Source organism: Ekhidna sp. (genome assembly GCF_965227465.1).
Lineage (GTDB): Bacteria > Bacteroidota > Bacteroidia > Cytophagales > Cyclobacteriaceae > Ekhidna.
In genome coordinates this window covers 1,595,941-1,617,556 of record NZ_OZ245746.1, presented here as the reverse complement: position 1 = coordinate 1,617,556, position 21,616 = coordinate 1,595,941, and the positions used below count along the sequence as shown (strand labels likewise).

The window sequence follows — 21,616 nt, the reverse complement described above, 5'->3', positions numbered from 1 at the left end:
GTTTTGCGGCAGAAACTACATCTCTATGAGACTAGGACAGTTCGCCCGTAAATATGACATCCGTGTACAGGACCTTATCTCCTACTTAGAAGGAGATACCAAGGAGGAAGTGCATTCCAATACCAAACTAAGTGATGACGTGGAGGCGGACATACTGGATTTTTTTGGAATAGAAGCAGAAGTCATTCAAACGGCACCATCCATAGCTGTAGAACCACCGATAGCCGAAGAAGAACCGGAAACTGAGTCGGATTTCGTTGAGGATGAAACTGAGGTAATTAATGAAGAAGAAACTGAGGTAATCAATAAGGAGTCTGAGTCCATCACAGAAGAAGAGACTGAATGGGATGCTGCTGACTCTGATTATGTAATTAAGGAAGAAAAGAAACCTGTACTGCCGGAAACACCCCTGGATGATATTGCATCTGTAGAGGGCGAAATAGTAGAATCGCCAGAAACTGAAACTGTAAAAGAAGAATCAGAGGAAGCTTCTCTCGAAGAAGTAAAAGTAGAGGAAAAGGAAGCGATTAATGAGGATGAGGTTATTCAAACTGATAAGCTCCTGGAAATGCTGGAGTCTGAGGAACGACCTGCTGACCTGGATAAAATCAAACTCATCAAAGCGCCAAAAAAAGAACTCTCCGGACTGAAGGTGGTGGGCAAGGTAGATTTACCTGAACCTAAGAAGAAAGAAGAAAAGGAAGAGAAAAAAGAAAAAGAGGAAAACGAAAGTAACATTGTAACGGAGAAAGACCTCAGAGAATACCGATATCCTAAAAAGAAGAAACGACCACCACTCACACCAGAAGAGAGAGAGCAACGCCGACTGAGAGCAAAACGCAAGCAGGAGGAATACGAGGCTCGTCAGGAAAAACGCAGAAAAGAACAAGAAGCCAGAAAGCTTAAAGAACTAAGAGCATCTCACTATCAGGAAAAACTTCAGGAAGTAAAGCCGAAGAGTAACAAGCGCAAAATAAAAAGTGAGATTAAACCTGAAGAACCAAAAGCAAAAGTGGAGGCTCTCCCTAAACCTAAGCCAAAGACCATGCTAGGAAGACTTTGGCGGTGGCTTAATACTGCCTGAGCGAAACCTCATTAATTAAACTCGACCATCGCTACTTCAAATTTGAAGTCCCCTGCCCTCTTCTCATTAGTGATAAATCCAACTCGTATAATTTCATCTTTAACCTCATCCGAAAAAGACTTTCCTGTAGGATCTCCTAGCCTGTATTGTTTGAAATCTTCAAGCTGAAAAGTCTCAGTGATCCATTCTTCAGAATTGGACAATCCTACTTTATAATTTGGAATCCAGAATCGTTGACTAGTTTCCATGACAAATGCCAGACGCATTCCCTCACTTCGATATCGAATGGTTACCTCTTTATAGTTAGTTAGATCATATTCATCCCATGGTGCCCTGAAAGAGGTAAAACCTCCATTGTTTTCCAAAGACACACTTCCATAAAAAGTAACTCCATCATCTGTTTTAGTTGTTTTTCCTTTGGATAGTCCACCCATCACACCATCATTTATGATATACCAATCATCATTTTCAAGAGACGTAAAATCAATCATGAGTGCGTTAGATATTTGAATAATTAGTAAGACGAATTGAAAAATCATAATGTATAAACACTAGCAATGAAAAAGTGTTTAATAACAGACTGAAACAATTGAATATCAGGTGCCTTTCTATTTAATAAGTTAATACCAGGTATTAATGAATGGTTTGTTTTCAGCCATAAGAAACAAAAAACTTATATAGTTATTTGCAATTTTTTTTTCGATTTTAATAATGGTTTAGGGGTTGTTCCTGCTAAATTTTTTCATTAATTTATACTTTCCATCGTCTTTTAACTTGCTGAAAATAAGAATATTCATAGCGTCCGTTTTATGTGTTTATGCAGCCATCCTATTCGCTCAGGATGAAATAAAAAAACACATTGATATTATTGAAACCTCTACCGATATGATCCGAAAAGTTGAGGCAATGAATGAGCTAAGCTATGCACTACGAAATAGTAACCCTGACAGCAGCATTTTACTATCTAACCAGGCTGAGCAGCTCGCCCGTTCAATGAAGCACCCTCTTGGTGAAGCTAATGCCATCATGAATAGAGGAATCGGTCACACATCTCTTGGTGAATATTACACCGCGTTGCAGGAATTTTTGGTTGCTCTAAGTATTTATGAACGCCTAAATGAGACAAATAGTCAAGCCAAAATTTACAATAACATTGGTCGCGTGTACAATTTTATTGGTGATACATCCCTTGCGCTTTCATACTATGAAAAATCAGCAACACTGTATGAAAAGCTAAATAATAAGGCACGACAGGGAGTAATGCTAAATAATATTGGATTTATCTATAAGCAAAAACAAGATTATAATCGTGCATTAGAGTATTTCAGGAGGTCACTCAATCGGGCCATGTCTCTGAATATCCCGGACAATGCATTTTATGCCACCTATAATATAGGAAGCACTTACATGCACTTAGATGAACTCGACTCAGCATTCAGATACTTGAACTTGACGATAAATTTGGCTGAGAAATATCGAGATCAATACGTGCTCAGTCTAACCTATATTGACCTGGGGCAGATGTACCGCAAACAGGATCAACTCTTAAAGGCAGAACTGTATTTCAAAAAGGCGTATAATCTTTCAAATGGAGCTGGATTACGTGCTGAAACAAGAGAAGCAGCAAAGAATCTTGCAGAGCTATACGATCAATCCCAAAATTTTAAGGAGGCACTTGGCTATTTCAAGAAATATAAAGCATTGAACGACTCACTAATTAATATGGATGTGACTCGACGCATAGCATTCAAAGAGGCACAAGATGCTTTTGAACAACAGCGCATAGAGGAGGAAATAGAAAGGCGTAAAATTGAACTTGAGAATGAAAAGCAATTAGCTAATGCCATCTGGATGAGAAATACATCTCTAGCAGGTTTGGTTTGTATGTTGTTGATATCCTATCTCCTGTATAAGAACTTCAGCCGTAAACGAAGGGCTAACGAAGAACTTAAAAAACTTAATCGCCAGATTCAATCTCAGGCCAAAGAACTTCGTAGGGCTAATGATGAAATCAGTCAAATGAATAGCAACCTTGAAAGTATGGTTCAACAACGTACGGTAGAGCTTGAGAAGAAAAATCAACAGCTAAAGGATTACTTATCCTCTAATTCGCACATAGTACGTGCTCCGCTGGCACGTATTTTAGGGCTCGTGGACCTATATGAACCGGGAGATTCCCAAAATCTTGATTTCATTAATGAAAGCCTTCACTTGTCAGCTAAAGAATTGGATGACGCACTACGGGAAATCAATGAAAACCTTAGCGCTAACGACGTGTAGGCATTGACTGAATCGTACCTCAGCTAATTCTTTCAAACAATATGTCTACTGTATTGTTAATCTAAACATGGAATCACTAGAAAAACACATCTTACGTTATGGTATTTATACCACAATAGCACTTATTGGATTTTTCTTTCTAATGAAGTTTTTAGGTCTCATATACATCATTGAATTAAGAGCGTTTAATTCGATCATTATGTTCACTGGTGCATTTACTGCTATCAAAAAATTCAGAAATAATAAATCAAATCTGGAGTTCAACTACCTCTCAGGTATAGCAACAGGTTTTTCTGTTGGCCTAATGACCGCTACACTATTTTCTATTTTTGTTGCGATCTATCTTTTCGCAGATGCCTCATTTCTTGCGGCTATTATAGAGCAACAAACCCAAAAATTGTTCATGAATGAAATAACCATCTCGATGGTCATTTTTGTAGAAGCGATGGCATCAGGATTTTTATTCTCATACATATCCATGCAATGGCTAAAAGCAGATAAAACTGTTCCGCTTAAAAAAGCATCAAAAGCATAATAGTTTAATAGCTATGGAATAAAGTAAGCCCTCTCAGGGCTTGCTTTATTAATCCCTAATACCAAAGGGCTTTGGTTGGAAATCAGGATCTGATTTTTCACTCTCATCGGCCCTTCTTGAAGGGAAATCAGTTAGTGCGACATCTTTATAAAATGGTATTATAGCAAATGCTGAGCTATACCTTTCCTTTGGTCCACTCACTTTAAGCATATGTGATCCTTCATTTAATGTTCCAATATCGATATAAGCGAGATATCCTCGCTGTTTTGTATGTGCTTTGTAATGGAAAAACCAACGATCAATTGGAACTGAATTATCATCAATTTCAATCTTGTAAAAATCTGAAATTATCATCAGCTTAAGAGCTGCTCCAGTGGTGTCAGGATAAACCTCTTCTAATGAATCAAGCGGCATACGTTTGAGCATAGCGTCTTCACTTGTAATATTAGCAACCACAAATAGTCTGAGTACATCCCCTGTTATAATATCCGAAGGTATCTGTGCTCTGCTTGAAAACTTATCTTTATTTTGATCGTCGTAGTATCCACTGTAGGCCGTATAACCTTGGTTGCTTCCCCATAATTCGAGCTGAGAAAATGATTCGCCCGAATACGTATTGTTTGCTATGGATCCAGCTCCAGCAATACTGACAAATGTAAAGACCAGGAGAAATAAGAAAAGCGCCCATTTATTAAAATGTGTAACCACCCCATAGTAAATGGGTCGATAAAATCGAGAGAGGGTTAAAATGCTAATAACTCTGTGAACGGGCCAGTAGATTTTAGCAAACCAATTGAAACGTCTCAGATAACCCAAGCTCAGGAAATCCGCTAACCCTATAAAAGCAATGCTCACGATTATTAAAACATAAATTTGAAATATTTCAAACGTAGTGCCACTAAATCCAAGGTCAAAATAGACATAGAGTATGGTGAAAGGAATAACTATAAGAATTAAAAAAAAGAAGTAGCCTCCAATCACGCTCATGAATAACATGAAAGAAATACTGAATAATGAACTACTGATCTTTTCAAGCCTAATTACAATAAGTTCATAAGATGGCGTTCGATTCACTTTCTCTTTAAACCTGCCTTTATATTTCAGTTTCTTGTGACGTATACCATCAGAAAAAGTGTAACTCAACCCAACCATGCCTATCCAGACTCCTCGACATATTAAATGAAGAATCAATCCAGTGATCAACCAGTATATGCCCATTTTAAAAAGGGCGACCAGGTTATCAATATCCTGAGAGTTTCCAAAAATGTTTAATTTAAAAAAGATCAGAAATTCATCCAGAATATCCGGCACTTTAAACATTCCATATAGCACAATACCGGATAATAAGATTTCAGGTTCCCAGCTATGCTGTTGAAGCTTTGTTAGCCACTTGGGAGTGGAAGGTTGGTTAGAGGCGTCCATCAGGATAAAACTAAATAAATAGTCCTATTAGTAAATAAATACCGATCAGAAAAAGCAAAACTATTCCATGGTGTGCGGGTTGAAGATGTATGACATTTAATACAGTTCTAGCTGTTTTTACCTCAATTGCCTTTTTCTATTATGGATTTACTTGCCTATTCTCAGATTCTATGGTGAAGGAATTTTATCGATTTGGTTTAACGGATCAACAAAGAATCCTAACCAGCATACTTCAATTTCTGGGAGCTATCGGAATTGTGGTTGGGATAAAACTTCCGTTTGCAGGATTGATGGCAACCATAGGGTTGTCTCTACTAATGTTAATGGGATTTATCGTACGAATAAGAATAAGAGATGATATACGTCAATCAACGCCCTCGTTCGCATTCATGCTCATTAATGCGTACCTCTTTTACTTCTATTATCTAAGCGCTTATATGAAATAAATTATTAGTGATAATGTCATGAAAAGTGCCGCAGGAAATGCCTTTTTAATGGGATCCCCTATTTTAAAATGCATTGTTACTGCTCCTGCCATCAGAAAAGCTATTCCCAATGCCGCATACATTTCAAAGGCCGGATACCAAATTGAAGCAATAAGTAAAATGGACAATGCAACTTTTAAAGTACCTATGAGAACCATAAACCAGGATGGCAATCCATAGGCCTGAAACTCTTCTTTGATATTGGAGGCCGAGCCACCTCTATACTGTGTAGATTTTTTAGATCTAAGTAGCCACACATTTAAAATGCTCAAACCAATCACTAATTTTAATACGATTTCTAAGTATAGCATAACTCAATTGTTAGTTAATAGTATTTCTAACTCGCTAGAGGTAAGGATGTTTAAAATTTATAAAAGAGCATTACTTGATTACAGATGGATGGATTAATTGAATGGTTACCAGAGATGGCATTTGTTTCGTTACTTATCATATTTGTAGCCGGCGTGTTAGCGTTTATATTATCCACTATCTCAGGTGGTGGCGGTACACTTGTCCTTGTGCCTATCGTCAATTGGTTATTAGGTGTTTCTAACACCGCTCCTGTACTCAACCTTCGAATTAAATTATTACAACCAGCCGGTTCTTAATTATCATTGCCTCGTGTTTAAAAAGGATTATTTATATGGACTCATCCGACTAAGTTTCATAGCGGCCATTTTTTTTAGTGCCTTTCTTTCTATGGCTCAAACGAAAGAGGTCAGAATCAAGAAAAATCAAGTCCTTGTCATTGCTGACTCACTATATATTCCAAAGAAGGATACTACTATTTCCTTACCTAAGGACACCCAGTACGATGTTTATGACAATAATTACATCTTATCAGATAATTTTTATGACTCCATTTACAAAGTGGCGAAAAAAAATAGGGTTACAAAAGAACTTTTTGACTTGCTTATTACCAATCGTACAGCCCGGGATCCGATAGAAAATAAAGAGCCGAAAGAAAGTGAATCATTCTTTGAACCATTCAAGGGAAAGACAATCAGTTCTATTAACTATACTTCTGTCGACCTCTTTGGCGGATCAGTAAATGATACCACTTTAAAGGCTACTTCAAGTATAGGTAAGCTCACCAACGAATTACATAAGAGCACATCTAATTCAGTTCTTAAAAAACATTTGCTTTTTAATGAAGGTGATGAAGTCAATCCATTTGACCTTGCAGATTCCGAACGTATCATTCGTTCACTCCCATACATCGAGGATGCCAGAATCATTTTAACTTATGATCCCCAAAATCTAGGCTCTGTTCGAGCGGATGTAATAGTTAAGGATCGCTTTCCATGGACAATTGATCTTTCTTCGGATGATAACGATGGATATAGGGCAGGATTTACCAATCAGAATATATTGGGTACAGGAAACGAGTTTGGTGTGGGTTATTTACTCAACCGAAATGAAATCCCAACCCATGGATACGACGCACACTATACAATTAGGAATATCAAAAATTCATTCATTGATGGGACTGTATTTGTCTCAGATAACTACCTGGGAAAAAGTAAGGGCATTTCCTTCACACGTAATTTTTTATCTCCTAATATTAAATATTTTGGAGAAGCTACATTCGAGCATGTGGAGCCCATCAGAGATCTCATATTTGCAGATTCACTTTACGAAAAAGACTTTGAAATAGATCGCAAAAGTTATGATGTTTGGGCTGGCAAGTCTTTCAAAATAAGTCAGCGAAAATCCATTAACGCTGCGCTCAGATTACAGCATGATAAATTTGATGAGCGCCCACAGGTACAGCTGGATAGTAATGTGATCTATCACAACCATCATTTTCTTGTCGGTGCAATTTCCTACAACAAAATCAATTTCTTAAAAGCAAAAAACATTCTTTCATTCAATATTACCGAGGATATTCCTGTCGGATTTCTTTATTCTATCTTGATAGGGAAAGACTGGACTGAATTTGGAGAGCGAGACTATCGTGGCATTCAAATGAGTTATTCTGTTTATAATAATCGTTACGGATACTTTTTGACAAACTTTGAATCTGGCTATTTTACCATGGAGGATAAACGATCAAATCAGGTATATCAGTTTGATGGTAGACATTTCACGCCTTTATTTGATTTAGGGGCGGCTTTCTCCCGGATATTTACCCAATTTCATTACTTCAGTGGAAATAGACTTTCTATCCCCTATTCACAAAGTCTGGCTGTGCAAAATAGAATCAGAAGCATTGAGGGAAACCAGATAAGGGGCAATAAACTGGTATCGCTAACCACAGAATATGTAGTCTTTCAACCTTGGTATTTCTATGGCTTTAGATTTGCTACCTATGGTCATTTGGGAGTGGGTAATGTCCAGGAAACACGAATTGAAGACCCCTACAATAAGACCTATTTCACCATGGGTGGTGGAGTACGCGTTAGGAATGAAAGCTTAGTATTTAATACGTTTGAATTTGGAATATCCATGTTTCCTAATGCGCCGACAGAGGGTAAGTTCTTTTACTTTAAAGTCTCTTTGTCAACCCCGCAATTCTTTCAAAGCCCAAATGTGAGAAAGCCAAAAATTGTAGGTCTTGATTAAGGGCTATTTGACTGGAAAATGTAGAACGGTTACTAAATCTTTTTCTTTCGTTTCTTGAGGATTATTATGATAAACCTCAAAAGGATCTACCTTTTTTAGGTGTTTAAATTCTTTATTTCGCATCATTGAATAGCCGGCACTCCATGCATTCCCAAGATGCTTATAAGCACCTGTATGTTTTAGTCGATAGACTTTAATGGAAGGGATTTGACCGGATGTCAAATTATCGGGTAGTGTTTTCGGTATTTCACTGACGGGCATTGCCGCTGTATATGCTACGCTATCTCTGATAATATCCCACTTGTGATAAATCGTAAAGAAGTTTCCAGCTGGAGCATCAATATTTCCATCAGCATATGCCCGCAGTATGGCATAATCCGCCTCCATTTGAGTTGCGATTGTATCAAGTCCGCAAGATGTCTTAATCCCGATCCAATGACCACCATCAAAAGAAGAAAAACCTTCAAAGTCTAGTTTAGACAGTACTTCTCCTTCTTCAACATATGCTTTCAGCATGTCCAAGCCACGTTCATAATCAGCTCCCACATAAGCAGTCATCATTTTCTTCATCCAAAAAATGAAAAATGGGAGTGTGCTATCCATCGACCATGTTACTTCAGTGCCGTCATTTTCTCGATTGAGTACAAATTTTGTTGAACTCACGGACTTCCAAGGCTTCAAAAAATTCAGATCAAAGACGATATATTTATTTGGTTCCTCTTCTCTTACTTTCATATTGCCTTCGCCTACTCGATCTCCTTTCCATGTATAGGATTTCGCATCAGCTGCTACATCAACTTCAGCATCCGGATCTATGATTAGCCAGGGGGACCATTTAATCCATTTATTGAAATCATTAAGTGCAGAATACACCACCTCGGCTGGTGCATTAATCTTTATAGATCGCTCAACGGTAAGTCTTGGCATACGCAAATAGTTTGTATAAGCTTACAAGATAATAGGAACAAACATTACGAAAAAAAATATGTTAAGCGGATATGTTAAAGGTTGCCTGGTCTGAAATATATAATCACCCATTGCCAGATGGCCACCGATTTCCAATGGAAAAATATGACCTGCTCCCGGAACAACTTCTACATGAAGGTACTATTAAACAGAATAACCTATTTGCACCACGAGAACTAACTACCGAAGAAATTCTTGCGGTACATGAATCATCCTACTGGAAGAAATTACAAACACTAGATTTTACTCGACAAGAAGAACGCAGAAGTGGGTTTCCGATTACTAAAGAACTTGTGAAAAGAGAAGTCACCATCAATGCGGGAACCATTCAGTGTGCTGATTATGCCTTATCATATGGAGTCGCTATGAATATTGCTGGTGGTACTCACCATGCATTTACAGACCGAGCAGAGGGCTTTTGTTTACTCAATGACATTGCCATCGCTTCCAGGTATTTAATTGATTCAAATAAAGCGAAACAAATTCTGGTCGTTGATCTGGATGTCCATCAGGGGAATGGCACTGCCGAAATTTTTAAGAATGAAACAAAAGTATTCACTTTCAGCATGCACGGAGAACACAACTATCCCCTTCAGAAGGAACAGTCTGATTTAGATGTTCCGCTAAAAGACGGAACTGACGATTCGACCTACCTAAACTTACTTGACAATCACTTAAAAAAGTTGTTGGATGAGGTGCAACCAGATTTTATATTTTTCCAATCTGGTGTAGATGTGTTGGCTACAGATAAACTGGGGCGGCTAGGGTTATCAATAAATGGGTGTCGTAGCAGAGATAAACTTGTGCTATCGGAGGCAAAAAGACATCAAATCCCCATTGTAGCTTCCATGGGTGGTGGTTATTCAAAAGAAATTAAAGACATTCTGGAAGCACACGCCAATACGTATAGATTAGCCCAGGAGCTTTTTTTTTAGGAATCTGGTAAGATCTATTGTAAAAAAGCGTGTAACAATTCACACTAACCTCAGTTATACCTGTTAATAATCCTCTTCATACGAGATGGATTAGGTTACTAAAAAACGCCGGATGGTCCAGGACCATCCGGTTTTTTATTTTCTGACTATTTTTTCCTTCTCTTAACCGATTAACTTTGTTGCATCAACAACTTTCAGGAAAGTAAATCAAGCGCATATGTTCCATTATGGAGAAGATCATTTAACGGTTGGCAAAGCCCTTTCGATTGCTAATGGAGAATTGAAAGGAATTCTTTCCGATCAATCTCGAGAGTCGATCAGAGCCAGTGCTTCTCATGTCAAGAAAATAGCTGAGGGTGATAAAGCCGTCTATGGCATCAATACAGGCTTTGGCCCTCTTTGTACAACCCGTATTTCCAAGGAGGAAACAAGCACGCTTCAAAAGAATCTGTTAATGAGTCATGCGGTTGGTCTTGGTCAACCAATAAATAACGAGATCGCTAAGTTGATGCTGATCCTAAAAGTCCATGCGTTGGCAAAAGGATTTTCCGGCGTTCAGGAGACAACAATTGATCGAATCATCTACCACATTGATAATGATATTATTCCTTTAGTTCCTGAGCAGGGATCGGTTGGAGCCTCTGGAGATTTAGCGCCATTGTCTCATCTTTTTCTGCCCTTAATAGGCCTTGGAAAAGTAAGCGTGAATAATGAGTTTATCGAAACCAAAGATTGGATGAAGTCAACTGGACTTCCTGCGATTGAACTTGGAGCAAAGGAAGGACTTGGCCTAATAAACGGGACACAATTTATCGCTGCTCACGCGGTAAAAGTGGTTGAAAAGCTACAAAATGTATTGGTTCATGCAGACATATCAGGTGCTATGATGGTAGAAGGTTTGCTTGCATCTGTCAAACCTTTTTCGCCTGAGTTGCACGATGTAAGGGCTTATAAAGGGAGTCGGCATGTCGCCTCATTTATCAGCAATCTGCTGGATGGATCAGAAATCGTTCACTCGCATACCAATTGTGCAAGAGTGCAAGACCCCTATTCGCTCAGGTGCATGCCTCAGGTTCATGGCGCATCCAGAAATGCCTGGCTTCATGTGAAGGAGATGCTTGAGATTGAAATTAATTCAGTCACGGATAATCCAATCGTATTTAGCGAAGAACATACCATAAGTGGTGGTAATTTTCATGGTCAACCCATGGCGTTACCCATGGATTATGCATGTTTAGCGGCTGCAGAAGTTGGCAATATATCAGATAGACGAATTTATTTATCACTAGAAGGAGATACACCAGGGGTTCCCAAGCTTTTGCTGAAGGAAACAGGTACCAACTCCGGCTTCATGATTCCTCAGTATACCACTGCTGCTTTAGTAAGTGAAAATAAAGGACTCTGTTTTCCTGCAAGCGCTGATAGTATTCCTACCTCTTTGGGTCAGGAGGATCATGTAAGTATGGGGTCCATTGGTGCCAGGAAAGCATTGAGAGTGGTAGAAAATGTAGAAAAAATCATTGGAGTAGAAATCTTCTGTGCAGCTCAGGCTTTGGACTTTCACAGACCTCTGAAGTCTAGCAAAGTGATGGCTGCCATTCACGATCATATTAGATCAAAAATCGAGCATATAACAAAGGATGGAGTGATGAATGAAATCATGGAAACTGCTATCGAAATGATTAAGAACAAAGAGTTAATCAATGTGGCACTGGAATCGGCCAAAAAGAATTCGGTATCACTTCAGACGGATTTCAGTTCAGACTTTGACCAATACTAATTAGAGGTGCTTATGACATTCCAAGAACAAATATTGCAGGGAATTCCAGACAAACTTCCTGTCAAAAGAGCATTAAAAGAGGGCGTAAATAGAGCTCCGAAACGAAAGGATATTCTTACCCCTGATGAAAAGAAGCTGGCCTTAAGAAACGCATTACGGTACTTTCCAGCTTCCTGGCACGAGGAGCTGGCCGCCGAGTTCTTTCAAGAGTTAAATGATTTTGGCCGGATCTACATGTATCGATTGATCCCTGAGTATAACATGTATGCCAGGCCAATTGATGAGTATCCAGCTACATCCAGACAAGCCGCTGGGATCATGCTTATGATCCAAAACAATCTGGATCCGGCAGTTGCTCAACACCCAGAAGAGCTCATTACTTATGGCGGTAATGGTGCAGTTTTTCAAAACTGGGCTCAATACCTGCTTACCATGCAATACTTATCCACTATGACTGATGAGCAGACTTTACACATATACTCCGGTCATCCCATGGGACTATTCCCCTCTCATAAAGATGCACCACGTGTAGTTGTAACTAATGGCATGATGATCCCTAACTATTCACAGCCGGATGACTGGGAGAGATTCAATGCACTTGGAGTCACCCAATATGGTCAGATGACCGCAGGATCTTACATGTATATAGGGCCTCAAGGAATTGTTCACGGTACTACCATTACGGTGATGAATGCCTTTAGAAAGAAACTGGGGCCTGGTGTATCTCCTGCAGGAAAAATCTTCTTAACTGCCGGGTTAGGAGGCATGAGCGGGGCTCAACCAAAGGCCGGCAACATTGCCGGATGTGTAACTGTATGTGCAGAAGTAAATCCAAGTGCTGCGCATAAACGACATGACCAAGGATGGGTTGACGAGATCATTGAAGAGATGGATCAGTTGGTTGATCGGGTAAAAAGGGCGAAACAAAATAAAGAAGTTGTTTCTATTGCCTTTGTTGGAAATGTAGTGGATATCTGGGAGCGATTTTATGATGAAAATATCCTCATTGAATTGGGGTCAGATCAAACTTCCTTGCATAATCCATGGTCTGGCGGTTACTACCCGGTCGGTTTAAGTTTTGAAGAATCGAATGGCTTGATCCGTAACAACCCGGATAAATTCAAAGAACATGTACAAGAATCGCTCAGGAGACATGCCTCTGCCGTGAATAAACATGCTGAGAGAGGTACTTATTTCTTTGATTACGGGAACGCATTTTTATTGGAAGCTTCCCGAGCTGGTGGAGAAGTACTAGCTGAAAATGGAATCGATTTTAAGTATCCTTCCTATGTACAGGACATCCTCGGGCCCATGTGCTTTGATTATGGGTTTGGTCCGTTTCGGTGGGTGTGTACATCAGGCAAAGCAGAAGACCTGAGAAAGTCAGATCAGATTGCATTGGATGTGATGAGAGTGATTAAGTCAAACTCCCCTACTGAGATACAGCAACAGATGCAGGATAACATTCGCTGGATTGAGGAAGCTGAGAATAATAAACTAGTTGTAGGTTCACAGGCACGTATTCTTTACGCTGATGCGGAGGGCAGATCAAAGATTGCAGAAGCATTTAACAAGGCGATCAAGGATGGCGATATCTCTGCACCCATTGTGCTCGGAAGAGACCATCATGATGTAAGTGGTACTGATTCACCTTATCGTGAGACAAGCAACATCTATGACGGCAGTAGATACACTGCTGATATGGCCATCCAAAATGTGATTGGTGATAGTTTTCGAGGTGCTACCTGGGTATCCATCCACAATGGTGGAGGTGTTGGCTGGGGCGAGGTAATTAATGGTGGATTTGGAATGTTGCTCGACGGATCGGACGAAGCAGATCGCAGACTAAAATCCATGTTGTTTTATGATGTAAACAATGGAATCGCCAGAAGAAGCTGGGCGCGAAATGATGAGGCAATATTTGCAATTAAACGAGAGATGGAGCGTACCCCGGAGTTGAAGGTGACAATCCCGAATTTGGTGGATGATGGCATTATCAACAGACTAAATTAGAGATCAGCTACATGCGGCTCTGATTCCCAGTTTCCAAAAATCCAGTTCCCAGGTACAGTGGTGTCATCAGAAGCTAAAAACTCCTCAACTGCATTCATAAGATCGTACCTGGAGAGTTTGTAGCTTTGGGTTTTATCTAGTAAGCTGAACGCTTTATCGCTGAAAGTGCGGTCGATTCCAAAAATGTCATAGAAGTCTTCATATTCTTTCTTAGAGATGAACCCATCCCTGTTTTGATCAAAAAAGTCAAACATGAAATTGAAAATCAACTCTTTGTAATCGTCAAGCGTATCTTCATCACCTGAAAGAATCACCTTCTTAATGAAAAAGCCAATCCATTCCTCTTCCGTTACCTGATTGAAGCTGAATGGCTTGATGTCTTTGACGAGAGAATTGAAAAGCTTGACTGCTTTATTTGTTATTCGGGTATGTTCTTTACTACCAGGCTCGTAATCGAGTCGGACCCGGACTTTTTCTACCATTTCGGTAAAATCATCCATTTGAAGACTCCCATTGCTATTTAGGTCAAGAATGCGGAAAAAGTATCCGAGCTTTTTTTGCTGAAATTCTGAAGACATTGGTTAGGCGTTTGCCTGCAAAAATATCAACAATTAAGCTAATATCAGACGACTCGTTTTTCAATATAGTCGGAGTTGAAAATTCCCAATGCACCCATGTACTTGAGTTTGAATGAAATAAGATCACCGACCTTGTACTTTTCACTAGACTCCCCTAAATCTACAATCAGCATGTCGGAGCTTGCCCCAGTTATTTTAATTGATTCATCCTCAGGTATTAAAAAGTCTTCAGAGACATCCAAGAGACCAATATCAAGAATGGCACGGTATGACATTTTTCCATAGTCTTCCTCATTTATTTCGAAGGTTTCCCCAGATGGATTCGAATCCATATAGCCAATTGGCACACGTGGCTTTTCGGTTATTTCTATAATTTCTGAGTGTAATCTAAAAACGTCACTTTCCATGCCAGGCACGGTCTCCTGTGTAAACAGGTCCAGGCCAAAAAATAACATTTCACCGATTCGAAAGTGATTGATTCCATCAGGAATTTGTTTCTTAAAAATCAAAGGAACCACAACAGAAGTACCTCCAGTGACCCAAGGTATTTTTTGATTGAACTTAGCCTCTATAAGTTGCTCATAAAGAGATAGTTGTATGAGTTTATCTTCAGAGGGCATCACGCCATAAAGGCAATTCAGATTAGCTCCAATTCCGGTAACTTCAATATTCGGTAAGTTGAAAACGGATTCATAAAAATCCATCAAATGATCCCCCATCACACCTTCTCTCAAATCACCTAACTCGATCATAATGATCACTTTGTGTTTCTTGTTCTGCTTTACCGCCTCATCTGAAATCCACTTGATAGTTTTGAATTCGGTATTAAAGCTGGCATCCGCATATTTCACCAGGCGATGGATACTCCGTTTGGCAGGAGGCTTAATGTAGACCGTTTGAACCGTAGGGTCTAGCTTTTTTACCTGTTCAAGATTGCTGATTCTGGAATCACATATTTCCTTGGTACCCAGGTCAATAACCTCTTTTAGATATTTTTCATTGCCACACAGTAGTTTAGATACCACTGCCCATGCTATATTATTTTCTTTGAACAGTTTATCAAGGAACTGGTAATTGTTCTTCAGTTTGTCTTTATATAGTTCTATAAATGCCATTACTGTTTTATTACACGTGGTATTTTCAATGGTAACCTTGTCAATAGTTCATAGTTAAGTTGGTCGCTTAACTCGCTGAATGAGGACACGCTAATTTCAATATCTCCATTTCTTCCGATCAACGTTACCTCATCACCTTTTTGTACCTCTTCGAGTTCAGAAACATCTATGGCGAGGTTATTCATATTCACCATCCCTATCACTGACGTTCTGATCCCATTGATCAACACTCTTCCGGTATTACTCAGAGAACGGCTAAACCCATGCGAATAACCAATGGGAACAATCGCAATCTTCATGTCTTTTTGAGCTAAAAATGTAGTTCCATACCCAATAAACTCACCCATCTCCACATTTTTCACGCTCATGACCGTGCTTTTCCAGGTAATTAGCCTTCGAAGTGGTTCCGTTTTATCCTCTCTACCCTTTAGAAATTCGATAAATATCTCTCTGCTTGGCCAAAATCCATATTGAAGTATTCCAATTCTAACCATATCGTCATGCATATCCGGCAGCCGAATCGAGGCTGCAGAACAACAGGAATGCCGCATCTTCGGTTCAATTCCATTATCAACCATTAATTGAACCATGTGTTTGTAATTTTTCTTCTGCTCTTCCACCCGAATGTAATTGGCAATGCTCTCTGCTCCAGCGTAGTGCGTGCAAACCCCTGCTACTATTAGATTTTCCTGATAATCTTTCAGCATCGAAATGAGCTTATTAAGCTCTTCTTGATCAAATCCAGTCCGATTCATTCCGGTCTCAAGTTCAACATGAACCTGAGCCTTTTTTCCAATCATTTTGGCCGTTTTTGCTGCAGTTTCTAAGCGATCAAATTCAAATACAAAAAAAGAAATATCATTCGCTATGGCCCACTCAATATCTTCATTGGAAATATACCCCATGATCATAATATCAGTGGAGGAATTATTTCGCGCCTCTAGAACCTCCATTGCTTCATCAGCACTGTGAACAGAAAAGTGGTCAATGCCAAGAGATTCCGCCATCGGCACAAAATCGATGATCCCATGGCCATAAGCGTTCCCTTTCACAACCGAAGAAATCCTTGTTCCCTCGTTTATATAAGACCTTAGGAATTGAAGGTTATTTTCATAAGCCTGTTGACTCAGCTCTATGTAAGAAGGACTATTCATTTATTGCTTTTTGTGCTATTGATGTAAACATTTTAATTCCTGTTCCAATGATCTCATCCGGAAAATCATAATCAGGATTATGAAGCGCAGGACAATTTTCACCGGAACCAATGCCAAACATAGCACCCGGAAATCTTTGAGTGAATAATCCAAAATCTTCACCCCATTTGAATGGCCACTCCCTCATCTCAGAATCCAATGAATTCGCTGAAATAGCCTGACTTACATAGTCAACTGCTTTTGGATCATTTTTATTAGAATCAAACTCCTCTGTCCAACTTATGGAGGTAGAAATTTGGTGTTTTGCTGCTATGTCATCAATTCTATTCAAAATTCTTTCAGTCAACTCATTCATAACTTCACTACTCCACGTTCTCAACGTATAGTGAATCTCTCCATGTCCCGCTGACACACCATATGAAAGTTCACCCATATGTATGTAAATAGGCGTAGTAAGTGCAAAATCATCCCTTTCCAGATCTGGTTGACTTACCTCATCAAACATTGCAATTAGTTCTGAAATGGTTGCCGCAGGATTAATTCCTAATTCAGGTTCAGCAGCATGCGCTGTTTTTCCGTCAAGCTTCACAATGATACTCTTAACAGCTGGCGTGAAATTTCCTTCTTTATAAACAACCTTATTGAGTGGGTATCCGGGAAGGTTATGCAATGCAAAGACCAAATCAGGTTGAAATTCAAATTGCTCATCCACTAAAATGGCTTTTGCCCCTTCCCCATTTTCTTCAGCAGGCTGAAACATCAGTATGATCTTACCTCTTTCAATTGGGTTTTCATTAAAATGCTTAGCAACTCCACACATAATAGCGGTGTGCCCATCATGCCCACATTTGTGTGAAACACCATCATAAATCGACTGATGTTCAAATGAATTTATTTCCTGAATAGGAAGCGCATCATGATCAGATCTCAACATGATGGTCTTACCCTCGTTCCCAGAATCAAAGACAACAAATACGCCTGTACCTCCAATTTCCTTCCCCTCGATACCAAGCGTTTTCAAAAACGAAATAATTCTACCTTGAGTCTGAAATTCATTCCCTGATACTTCAGGATGCATATGAAGCTCTCTTCTAAAATCGATTAAATCATTTATCATGATCTTTTCCATCTCATTTCTAAATACTTATTCGTAAACCCAAGTTTTTCATATAGCTTTTTTGCCGGATTATCTGGCTCAACATGTAGTGCAATATCCCCTTCTGTTTCTTTAAAGGCCCTCTCCATGAGTTGCCTTCCAACGCCCTTTCCCCGGTATTCCGAATGCGTAGCAATGTATACGAGAATGTTTTCCGGGATATAGCCTTCCATGCCAGTCTTGTTAATTATTGTAGCTCCTACAATTGTATCTCCATCCCATGCAGAAAGAATTAATCCACCGGGATGTTTTCCTGCGTTCAAAGCGTATTCTATACACTTTCTAATGTCTTCTTTTGGGTCGCCAAACTCATCTAAAAACCGATGGAGAAAGCTTACTATTTCTTCTTTTTCGTATAGCCCCACCGTTTGTGCCGGAGCATATTTTTTAATTGCTATATCCATTTTTAACATTTTTAATTAATCCAAAGCTTATAAATACAATTAGTGCACATATAATTCCGTAAAGGTTGGGATCTAGTCCAAACCATTTAATATTTAGGAGCGTAAGACACGTTGTAACCAACCCGCCTGTGATCATAGCTGCAAAAGCACCAATCTTAGATGCCTTTTTCCAATAAAAAGCTCCCACAATAGGGACGAATAGCCCGGATACCATAAATGCATAGGAGAAAAGCATCGCTTCAAGCACGTTTTCAAGAAATAGGGCGATTACTAACGCTATAATCCCTAAAGTTAATGTAGCAGCTTGGGAGGCCTTTAAAGATTTTTTGTCCATTGCAGTACTTCCTTCATCCTTAAATCGTAAAATATCAGTAATAAAAGAACCCGAACAAGCCATCAGGCAGCTATCTGCTGTTGACATCACGGCTGAAAAGTAGGCAGCCAATACTAACCCCATCAATCCATGCGGGAGTACAGTTCGGAGTAAAAGAGGTAATCCTAATTCAGGGTCCATGGCCGTAAAAGCAGCAAAGCCGACAACTTCAAAAATCCCTTGTTCATAAGCTACCCTGCTAAATAATCCCAATATCACACCTAAAAAAGCCATCATTGGCCACTCGAATAGACCTGCAATAAACCAGGCTTTCTTGGCTTGTTTTTCACCTCTACTTGCAAATATTCGCTGATATAAGGTCATGCCAACAAACCAGATAGGAATGATTGTTACCGACCAATTAATCAAATCTTTCCATGTCAGATTTGACAGTGTTAGAAAATCATCATCAAGAGTCATATTGATAGCATCCCAGCCACCAATGGCATTATAGGCAAAAGGTATACCCGCAAATAATAAGCCCGCCATCAGAATGATCCACTGAAAGGTATCTGTGTAAATAACAGCCTTCAGGCCTCCTAATATGGTATATCCGATAGCCACAATGCCCATGACCAGCACAGCATGAGTAAAGGAAAAATCCACAAAAGTTCCGGAGGCAAGTTTAGCCCCAGCAATTATCTGAGAACTTGTAAATCCAAGGTATCCTATGGTAGTGATAAGTCCAGCCAGGATAGCTACCTGTTTCCCGTAGAAAAACTCAAATATCTGAGGGAGGGTAGTTAAACGTTTAATTCCCGGAAGGGCGTATACTTTAGGAATTAGTAACACAGCCGCCATCCATGCACCAATTAGTCCGGTGAAAAGCAGCCAGGAACCTGAGAGTCCCATGGTAAAGCCTAATCCTCCCAAACCAATGGAAAAGCCTCCTCCAACATCTGTAGCTACTACAGATAACCCAATGTGCCAACTGGAGATGTTTCGACCTGCTACATAGTAATCATCACTGGTTTTATTTTTACGATAGAAATGGAGTCCTACGAGAAAAACCAAAACGACGTAAATAGCAAATATTGCTATATCAAAAATCACAGAACACTCCTTTCTTTTAGGAGATGTGGAAATAGCTCAACGGTGACTTTTTTGGTTCTTAGAAAGAAGATAACTTCTTGTCGATTTTTGGTTTTTTAAAGAAGAGCAAAGGTAAAACATCGACCACCCTCATAAAAGTTTTATTGGGATAATCGCATATTACCTAAATAGTTGTGAGATTTAAAGGATGAAGTTTCGGTTATTTATCCTTCTAGGTTCTTTAGCAACATTTTCGTGTGCACCACTAAGCAAAAGTCAATTGAAGATGTCTCACAATTACTTTGAAGCAATTACCAATCACCCAAGGTATTTTCAACAATTAAATGTCCGTGTTGCAGACCTGAATCTGGAAGCTAAAAATCTGGAGAGCTCACTCCATAGCTCAGATTCATTGCGAATTGCCACCATAATTTCCTCTATAAATGAATATGAGGCGTCCATGCAAATACCTGACAGTATCCTCGTGTATGCAAAGTTTATAGACAAATACATCCAAAATTATTATCTCTTGATTCCCAATGGCTTTAGTATTTATCGTGCACTAAAAGGAACCACTGAAACTATCAGTGGAATATTTGGACTTGGGGGGTTGGTTAGTGGGATATTGCCAAGCAACATTAACGGACTAAATCCTACCAAAAAGCGAAAAATACAAGCACATATACTTTCTTCTGAGCAGGAGTTAATTATTGCCTTAATAGCACTTAAGGAGTATATGAATACCTCCTACCTGCCCAGACTTAATGAGATAGATAAGAAATCAATTGCTGATTTTGAAGTGTTGCTGGCGAGTATTAATCAAAAAACACCACCACTTGAATATTATACTAAACATAACAGGATGTTGACGGAATTTTATCAAAGGCTTTATCATACCAAGAATCTGGTCAGACACCTGTCGAAATCGATCGACACTTTTATGGCCGTTGAAAAAGAGATCACCAAAAGCTTTCAGGAAAAAGAAAAGGTTGATATGGAGAGGACTCGAATGAACGAACTGATCAATGACATGCAAAAAATCAAATTTATTATCATTGACCTGAATGAAAGAAAAATGGAAAATTAAAGAGTTCACCATCATAAGTGAACTCTTTATGTTCTGTCAAAAGCTACAGAAAATCAACCTTGCCGCTACCCAAATTATAAAAAGCTGTCACAATTTTCAGTTTACCTTCGTCAACAGCTACTTTAATAATCGAAGACCTATCGTACAGGTCCTTCGCGGAAAGTTCAGCATTCTTTTTTACAACTACATTTACGTCAGTGCTTCCAGCCTGGGCTTTTGCCGGCGCTATTTGTGCCAGTAAGTGATTCAGGTTATACCCATTATCGCCCCCTGCTAAAGCTGCTCCAACTGCGCCACAGCTCTCATGCCCCATCACTACAATAACACCTGTCCCTAAATGAGCAACCGCATATTCAATACTAGCTATAGTATCTGTATTTGCTATATTTCCTGCCACGCGAAGGACAAAAAGTTCACCCAAACCAGTGTCAAAAGCTACTTCAGGTACCACTCTGCTATCCGCACAGCTTAGAACAATGGCCCATGGTGCCTGGCCTCCTACCAGCTCAGACCTTCTCTTATCATCCTGAAGGTTTCCATTTAAATTGTTTGAGGCAAAACGCTCATTTCCCTCTTTTAATCGCTTTAATACTTCGTCTTGGTTCATATGCTAAAATTATTTAATAACCGTTAATGTAAAATAATATAACTA

At 39.3% G+C, this 21,616-nt stretch carries 21 protein-coding genes; 10 read left to right on the top strand and 11 right to left on the bottom strand.

Annotated elements, in window-relative coordinates:
* Positions 1–25 precede the first annotated feature (25 nt).
* Positions 26–1,084, top strand: a complete 1,059-nt coding sequence (locus ACO05G_RS07175; RefSeq protein ID WP_421765338.1) for a hypothetical protein — start codon at positions 26–28, stop codon at positions 1,082–1,084.
* Between the two features lie 11 nt (positions 1,085–1,095).
* Here ACO05G_RS07175 and ACO05G_RS07170 read toward each other — a convergent pair whose 3' ends face one another.
* Positions 1,096–1,575, bottom strand: a complete 480-nt coding sequence (locus ACO05G_RS07170) for a CIA30 family protein (RefSeq protein WP_421765337.1) — start codon at positions 1,573–1,575, stop codon at positions 1,096–1,098.
* Between the two features lie 283 nt (positions 1,576–1,858).
* Here ACO05G_RS07170 and ACO05G_RS07165 point away from each other — a divergent pair, with 283 nt between their 5' ends.
* Both ACO05G_RS07165 and ACO05G_RS07160 read left to right on the top strand, forming a co-directional pair.
* Entirely contained in the window at positions 1,859–3,364 is a 1,506-nt protein-coding gene (locus ACO05G_RS07165) for a tetratricopeptide repeat protein (protein WP_421765336.1), read from the top strand.
* 67 nt (positions 3,365–3,431) lie between these two features.
* Complete coding sequence (locus tag ACO05G_RS07160; protein ID WP_421765335.1) at positions 3,432–3,899, top strand: DUF4199 domain-containing protein; 468 nt, start codon at positions 3,432–3,434, stop codon at positions 3,897–3,899.
* 48 nt (positions 3,900–3,947) lie between these two features.
* On the opposite strand, the gene ACO05G_RS07155 is transcribed toward ACO05G_RS07160, so the two are convergent.
* Positions 3,948–5,321: a hypothetical protein gene (locus tag ACO05G_RS07155; RefSeq protein WP_421765334.1), complete on the bottom strand. Its 1,374-nt coding sequence runs from the start codon at positions 5,319–5,321 to the stop codon at positions 3,948–3,950.
* Between the two features lie 89 nt (positions 5,322–5,410).
* Between ACO05G_RS07155 and ACO05G_RS07150 the strand changes: the two genes are divergently transcribed.
* The gene (locus ACO05G_RS07150; protein WP_421765333.1) at positions 5,411–5,767 is read left to right on the top strand and encodes a DoxX family protein; all 357 of its coding nucleotides are present in this window, start codon (positions 5,411–5,413) and stop codon (positions 5,765–5,767) included.
* Here the strand turns inward: ACO05G_RS07150 and ACO05G_RS07145 are convergent.
* A complete protein-coding gene (locus ACO05G_RS07145; RefSeq protein ID WP_421765332.1) occupies positions 5,755–6,117 on the bottom strand; it encodes a DoxX family protein in 363 nt (120 codons plus the stop codon). The genes ACO05G_RS07150 and ACO05G_RS07145 overlap by 13 nt on opposite strands.
* 84 nt (positions 6,118–6,201) lie before the next feature.
* On the opposite strand from ACO05G_RS07145, the gene ACO05G_RS07140 reads away from it, so the two are divergent.
* Positions 6,202–6,414, top strand: a complete 213-nt coding sequence (locus ACO05G_RS07140) for a hypothetical protein (protein WP_421765331.1) — start codon at positions 6,202–6,204, stop codon at positions 6,412–6,414.
* 91 nt (positions 6,415–6,505) lie between these two features.
* On the top strand, positions 6,506–8,371 hold the full coding sequence (locus ACO05G_RS07135) for a hypothetical protein (RefSeq protein WP_421765330.1): 1,866 nt from the start codon (positions 6,506–6,508) through the stop codon (positions 8,369–8,371).
* Positions 8,372–8,374: 3 nt separating this feature from the next.
* On the opposite strand, the gene ACO05G_RS07130 is transcribed toward ACO05G_RS07135, so the two are convergent.
* A complete protein-coding gene (locus tag ACO05G_RS07130; protein WP_421765329.1) occupies positions 8,375–9,298 on the bottom strand; it encodes an SRPBCC family protein in 924 nt (307 codons plus the stop codon).
* 71 nt (positions 9,299–9,369) lie between these two features.
* Between ACO05G_RS07130 and ACO05G_RS07125 the strand changes: the two genes are divergently transcribed.
* From ACO05G_RS07125 to ACO05G_RS07115, 3 genes are all read left to right on the top strand, one after another.
* The gene (locus tag ACO05G_RS07125) at positions 9,370–10,272 is read left to right on the top strand and encodes a histone deacetylase (protein WP_421765328.1); all 903 of its coding nucleotides are present in this window, start codon (positions 9,370–9,372) and stop codon (positions 10,270–10,272) included.
* A gap of 217 nt (positions 10,273–10,489) precedes the next feature.
* A complete protein-coding gene (gene hutH, locus ACO05G_RS07120) occupies positions 10,490–12,052 on the top strand; it encodes a histidine ammonia-lyase (protein WP_421765327.1) in 1,563 nt (520 codons plus the stop codon).
* Positions 12,053–12,064: 12 nt separating this feature from the next.
* The gene (locus ACO05G_RS07115) at positions 12,065–14,065 is read left to right on the top strand and encodes a urocanate hydratase (RefSeq protein ID WP_421765326.1); all 2,001 of its coding nucleotides are present in this window, start codon (positions 12,065–12,067) and stop codon (positions 14,063–14,065) included.
* Here the strand turns inward: ACO05G_RS07115 and ACO05G_RS07110 are convergent.
* Genes ACO05G_RS07110 through ACO05G_RS07085 form a run of 6 tightly spaced genes read right to left on the bottom strand, consistent with a single transcriptional unit; the run spans position 14,062 to position 19,898 of the window.
* Positions 14,062–14,643: an EF-hand domain-containing protein gene (locus ACO05G_RS07110; protein ID WP_421765325.1), complete on the bottom strand. Its 582-nt coding sequence runs from the start codon at positions 14,641–14,643 to the stop codon at positions 14,062–14,064. The genes ACO05G_RS07115 and ACO05G_RS07110 overlap by 4 nt on opposite strands.
* Before the next feature lie 44 nt (positions 14,644–14,687).
* Entirely contained in the window at positions 14,688–15,758 is a 1,071-nt protein-coding gene (locus tag ACO05G_RS07105; protein WP_421765324.1) for an alanine racemase, read from the bottom strand.
* A complete protein-coding gene (alr, locus tag ACO05G_RS07100; RefSeq protein ID WP_421765323.1) occupies positions 15,758–16,912 on the bottom strand; it encodes an alanine racemase in 1,155 nt (384 codons plus the stop codon). The genes ACO05G_RS07105 and alr overlap by 1 nt, the downstream gene beginning before the upstream one ends.
* Complete coding sequence (locus ACO05G_RS07095; RefSeq protein WP_421765322.1) at positions 16,905–18,041, bottom strand: amidohydrolase; 1,137 nt, start codon at positions 18,039–18,041, stop codon at positions 16,905–16,907. Before ACO05G_RS07095 ends, alr begins: the two co-directional genes overlap by 8 nt.
* Complete coding sequence (locus ACO05G_RS07090) at positions 18,026–18,472, bottom strand: GNAT family N-acetyltransferase (RefSeq protein WP_421765321.1); 447 nt, start codon at positions 18,470–18,472, stop codon at positions 18,026–18,028. Before ACO05G_RS07090 ends, ACO05G_RS07095 begins: the two co-directional genes overlap by 16 nt.
* A complete protein-coding gene (locus tag ACO05G_RS07085; protein WP_421765320.1) occupies positions 18,456–19,898 on the bottom strand; it encodes a sodium:solute symporter family protein in 1,443 nt (480 codons plus the stop codon). The genes ACO05G_RS07090 and ACO05G_RS07085 overlap by 17 nt, the downstream gene beginning before the upstream one ends.
* A gap of 265 nt (positions 19,899–20,163) precedes the next feature.
* Here ACO05G_RS07085 and ACO05G_RS07080 point away from each other — a divergent pair, with 265 nt between their 5' ends.
* Complete coding sequence (locus ACO05G_RS07080) at positions 20,164–20,964, top strand: hypothetical protein (RefSeq protein WP_421765319.1); 801 nt, start codon at positions 20,164–20,166, stop codon at positions 20,962–20,964.
* Positions 20,965–21,007: 43 nt separating this feature from the next.
* Here the strand turns inward: ACO05G_RS07080 and ACO05G_RS07075 are convergent, their stop codons facing one another.
* Positions 21,008–21,571, bottom strand: a complete 564-nt coding sequence (locus ACO05G_RS07075) for a carbonic anhydrase (protein WP_421765318.1) — start codon at positions 21,569–21,571, stop codon at positions 21,008–21,010.
* Between the last annotated feature and the right edge of the window lie 45 nt (positions 21,572–21,616).

Coding starts and splice junctions, on each gene's coding strand:
- ACO05G_RS07170 (WP_421765337.1), bottom strand. CDS start 1,575: ATGATTGATTTTACGTCTCTTGAAAATGATGATTGGTATATCATAAAT.
- ACO05G_RS07125 (WP_421765328.1), top strand. CDS start 9,370: ATGTTAAAGGTTGCCTGGTCTGAAATATATAATCACCCATTGCCAGAT.
- alr (WP_421765323.1), bottom strand. CDS start 16,912: ATGAATAGTCCTTCTTACATAGAGCTGAGTCAACAGGCTTATGAAAAT.
- ACO05G_RS07090 (WP_421765321.1), bottom strand. CDS start 18,472: ATGGATATAGCAATTAAAAAATATGCTCCGGCACAAACGGTGGGGCTA.
- ACO05G_RS07110 (WP_421765325.1), bottom strand. CDS start 14,643: ATGTCTTCAGAATTTCAGCAAAAAAAGCTCGGATACTTTTTCCGCATT.
- ACO05G_RS07150 (WP_421765333.1), top strand. CDS start 5,411: ATGACATTTAATACAGTTCTAGCTGTTTTTACCTCAATTGCCTTTTTC.
- ACO05G_RS07095 (WP_421765322.1), bottom strand. CDS start 18,041: ATGGAAAAGATCATGATAAATGATTTAATCGATTTTAGAAGAGAGCTT.
- ACO05G_RS07160 (WP_421765335.1), top strand. CDS start 3,432: ATGGAATCACTAGAAAAACACATCTTACGTTATGGTATTTATACCACA.
- ACO05G_RS07140 (WP_421765331.1), top strand. CDS start 6,202: ATGGATGGATTAATTGAATGGTTACCAGAGATGGCATTTGTTTCGTTA.
- hutH (WP_421765327.1), top strand. CDS start 10,490: ATGTTCCATTATGGAGAAGATCATTTAACGGTTGGCAAAGCCCTTTCG.
- ACO05G_RS07075 (WP_421765318.1), bottom strand. CDS start 21,571: ATGAACCAAGACGAAGTATTAAAGCGATTAAAAGAGGGAAATGAGCGT.
- ACO05G_RS07130 (WP_421765329.1), bottom strand. CDS start 9,298: ATGCCAAGACTTACCGTTGAGCGATCTATAAAGATTAATGCACCAGCC.
- ACO05G_RS07115 (WP_421765326.1), top strand. CDS start 12,065: ATGACATTCCAAGAACAAATATTGCAGGGAATTCCAGACAAACTTCCT.
- ACO05G_RS07145 (WP_421765332.1), bottom strand. CDS start 6,117: ATGCTATACTTAGAAATCGTATTAAAATTAGTGATTGGTTTGAGCATT.
- ACO05G_RS07135 (WP_421765330.1), top strand. CDS start 6,506: ATGGCTCAAACGAAAGAGGTCAGAATCAAGAAAAATCAAGTCCTTGTC.
- ACO05G_RS07080 (WP_421765319.1), top strand. CDS start 20,164: ATGTCTCACAATTACTTTGAAGCAATTACCAATCACCCAAGGTATTTT.
- ACO05G_RS07155 (WP_421765334.1), bottom strand. CDS start 5,321: ATGGACGCCTCTAACCAACCTTCCACTCCCAAGTGGCTAACAAAGCTT.
- ACO05G_RS07175 (WP_421765338.1), top strand. CDS start 26: ATGAGACTAGGACAGTTCGCCCGTAAATATGACATCCGTGTACAGGAC.
- ACO05G_RS07105 (WP_421765324.1), bottom strand. CDS start 15,758: ATGGCATTTATAGAACTATATAAAGACAAACTGAAGAACAATTACCAG.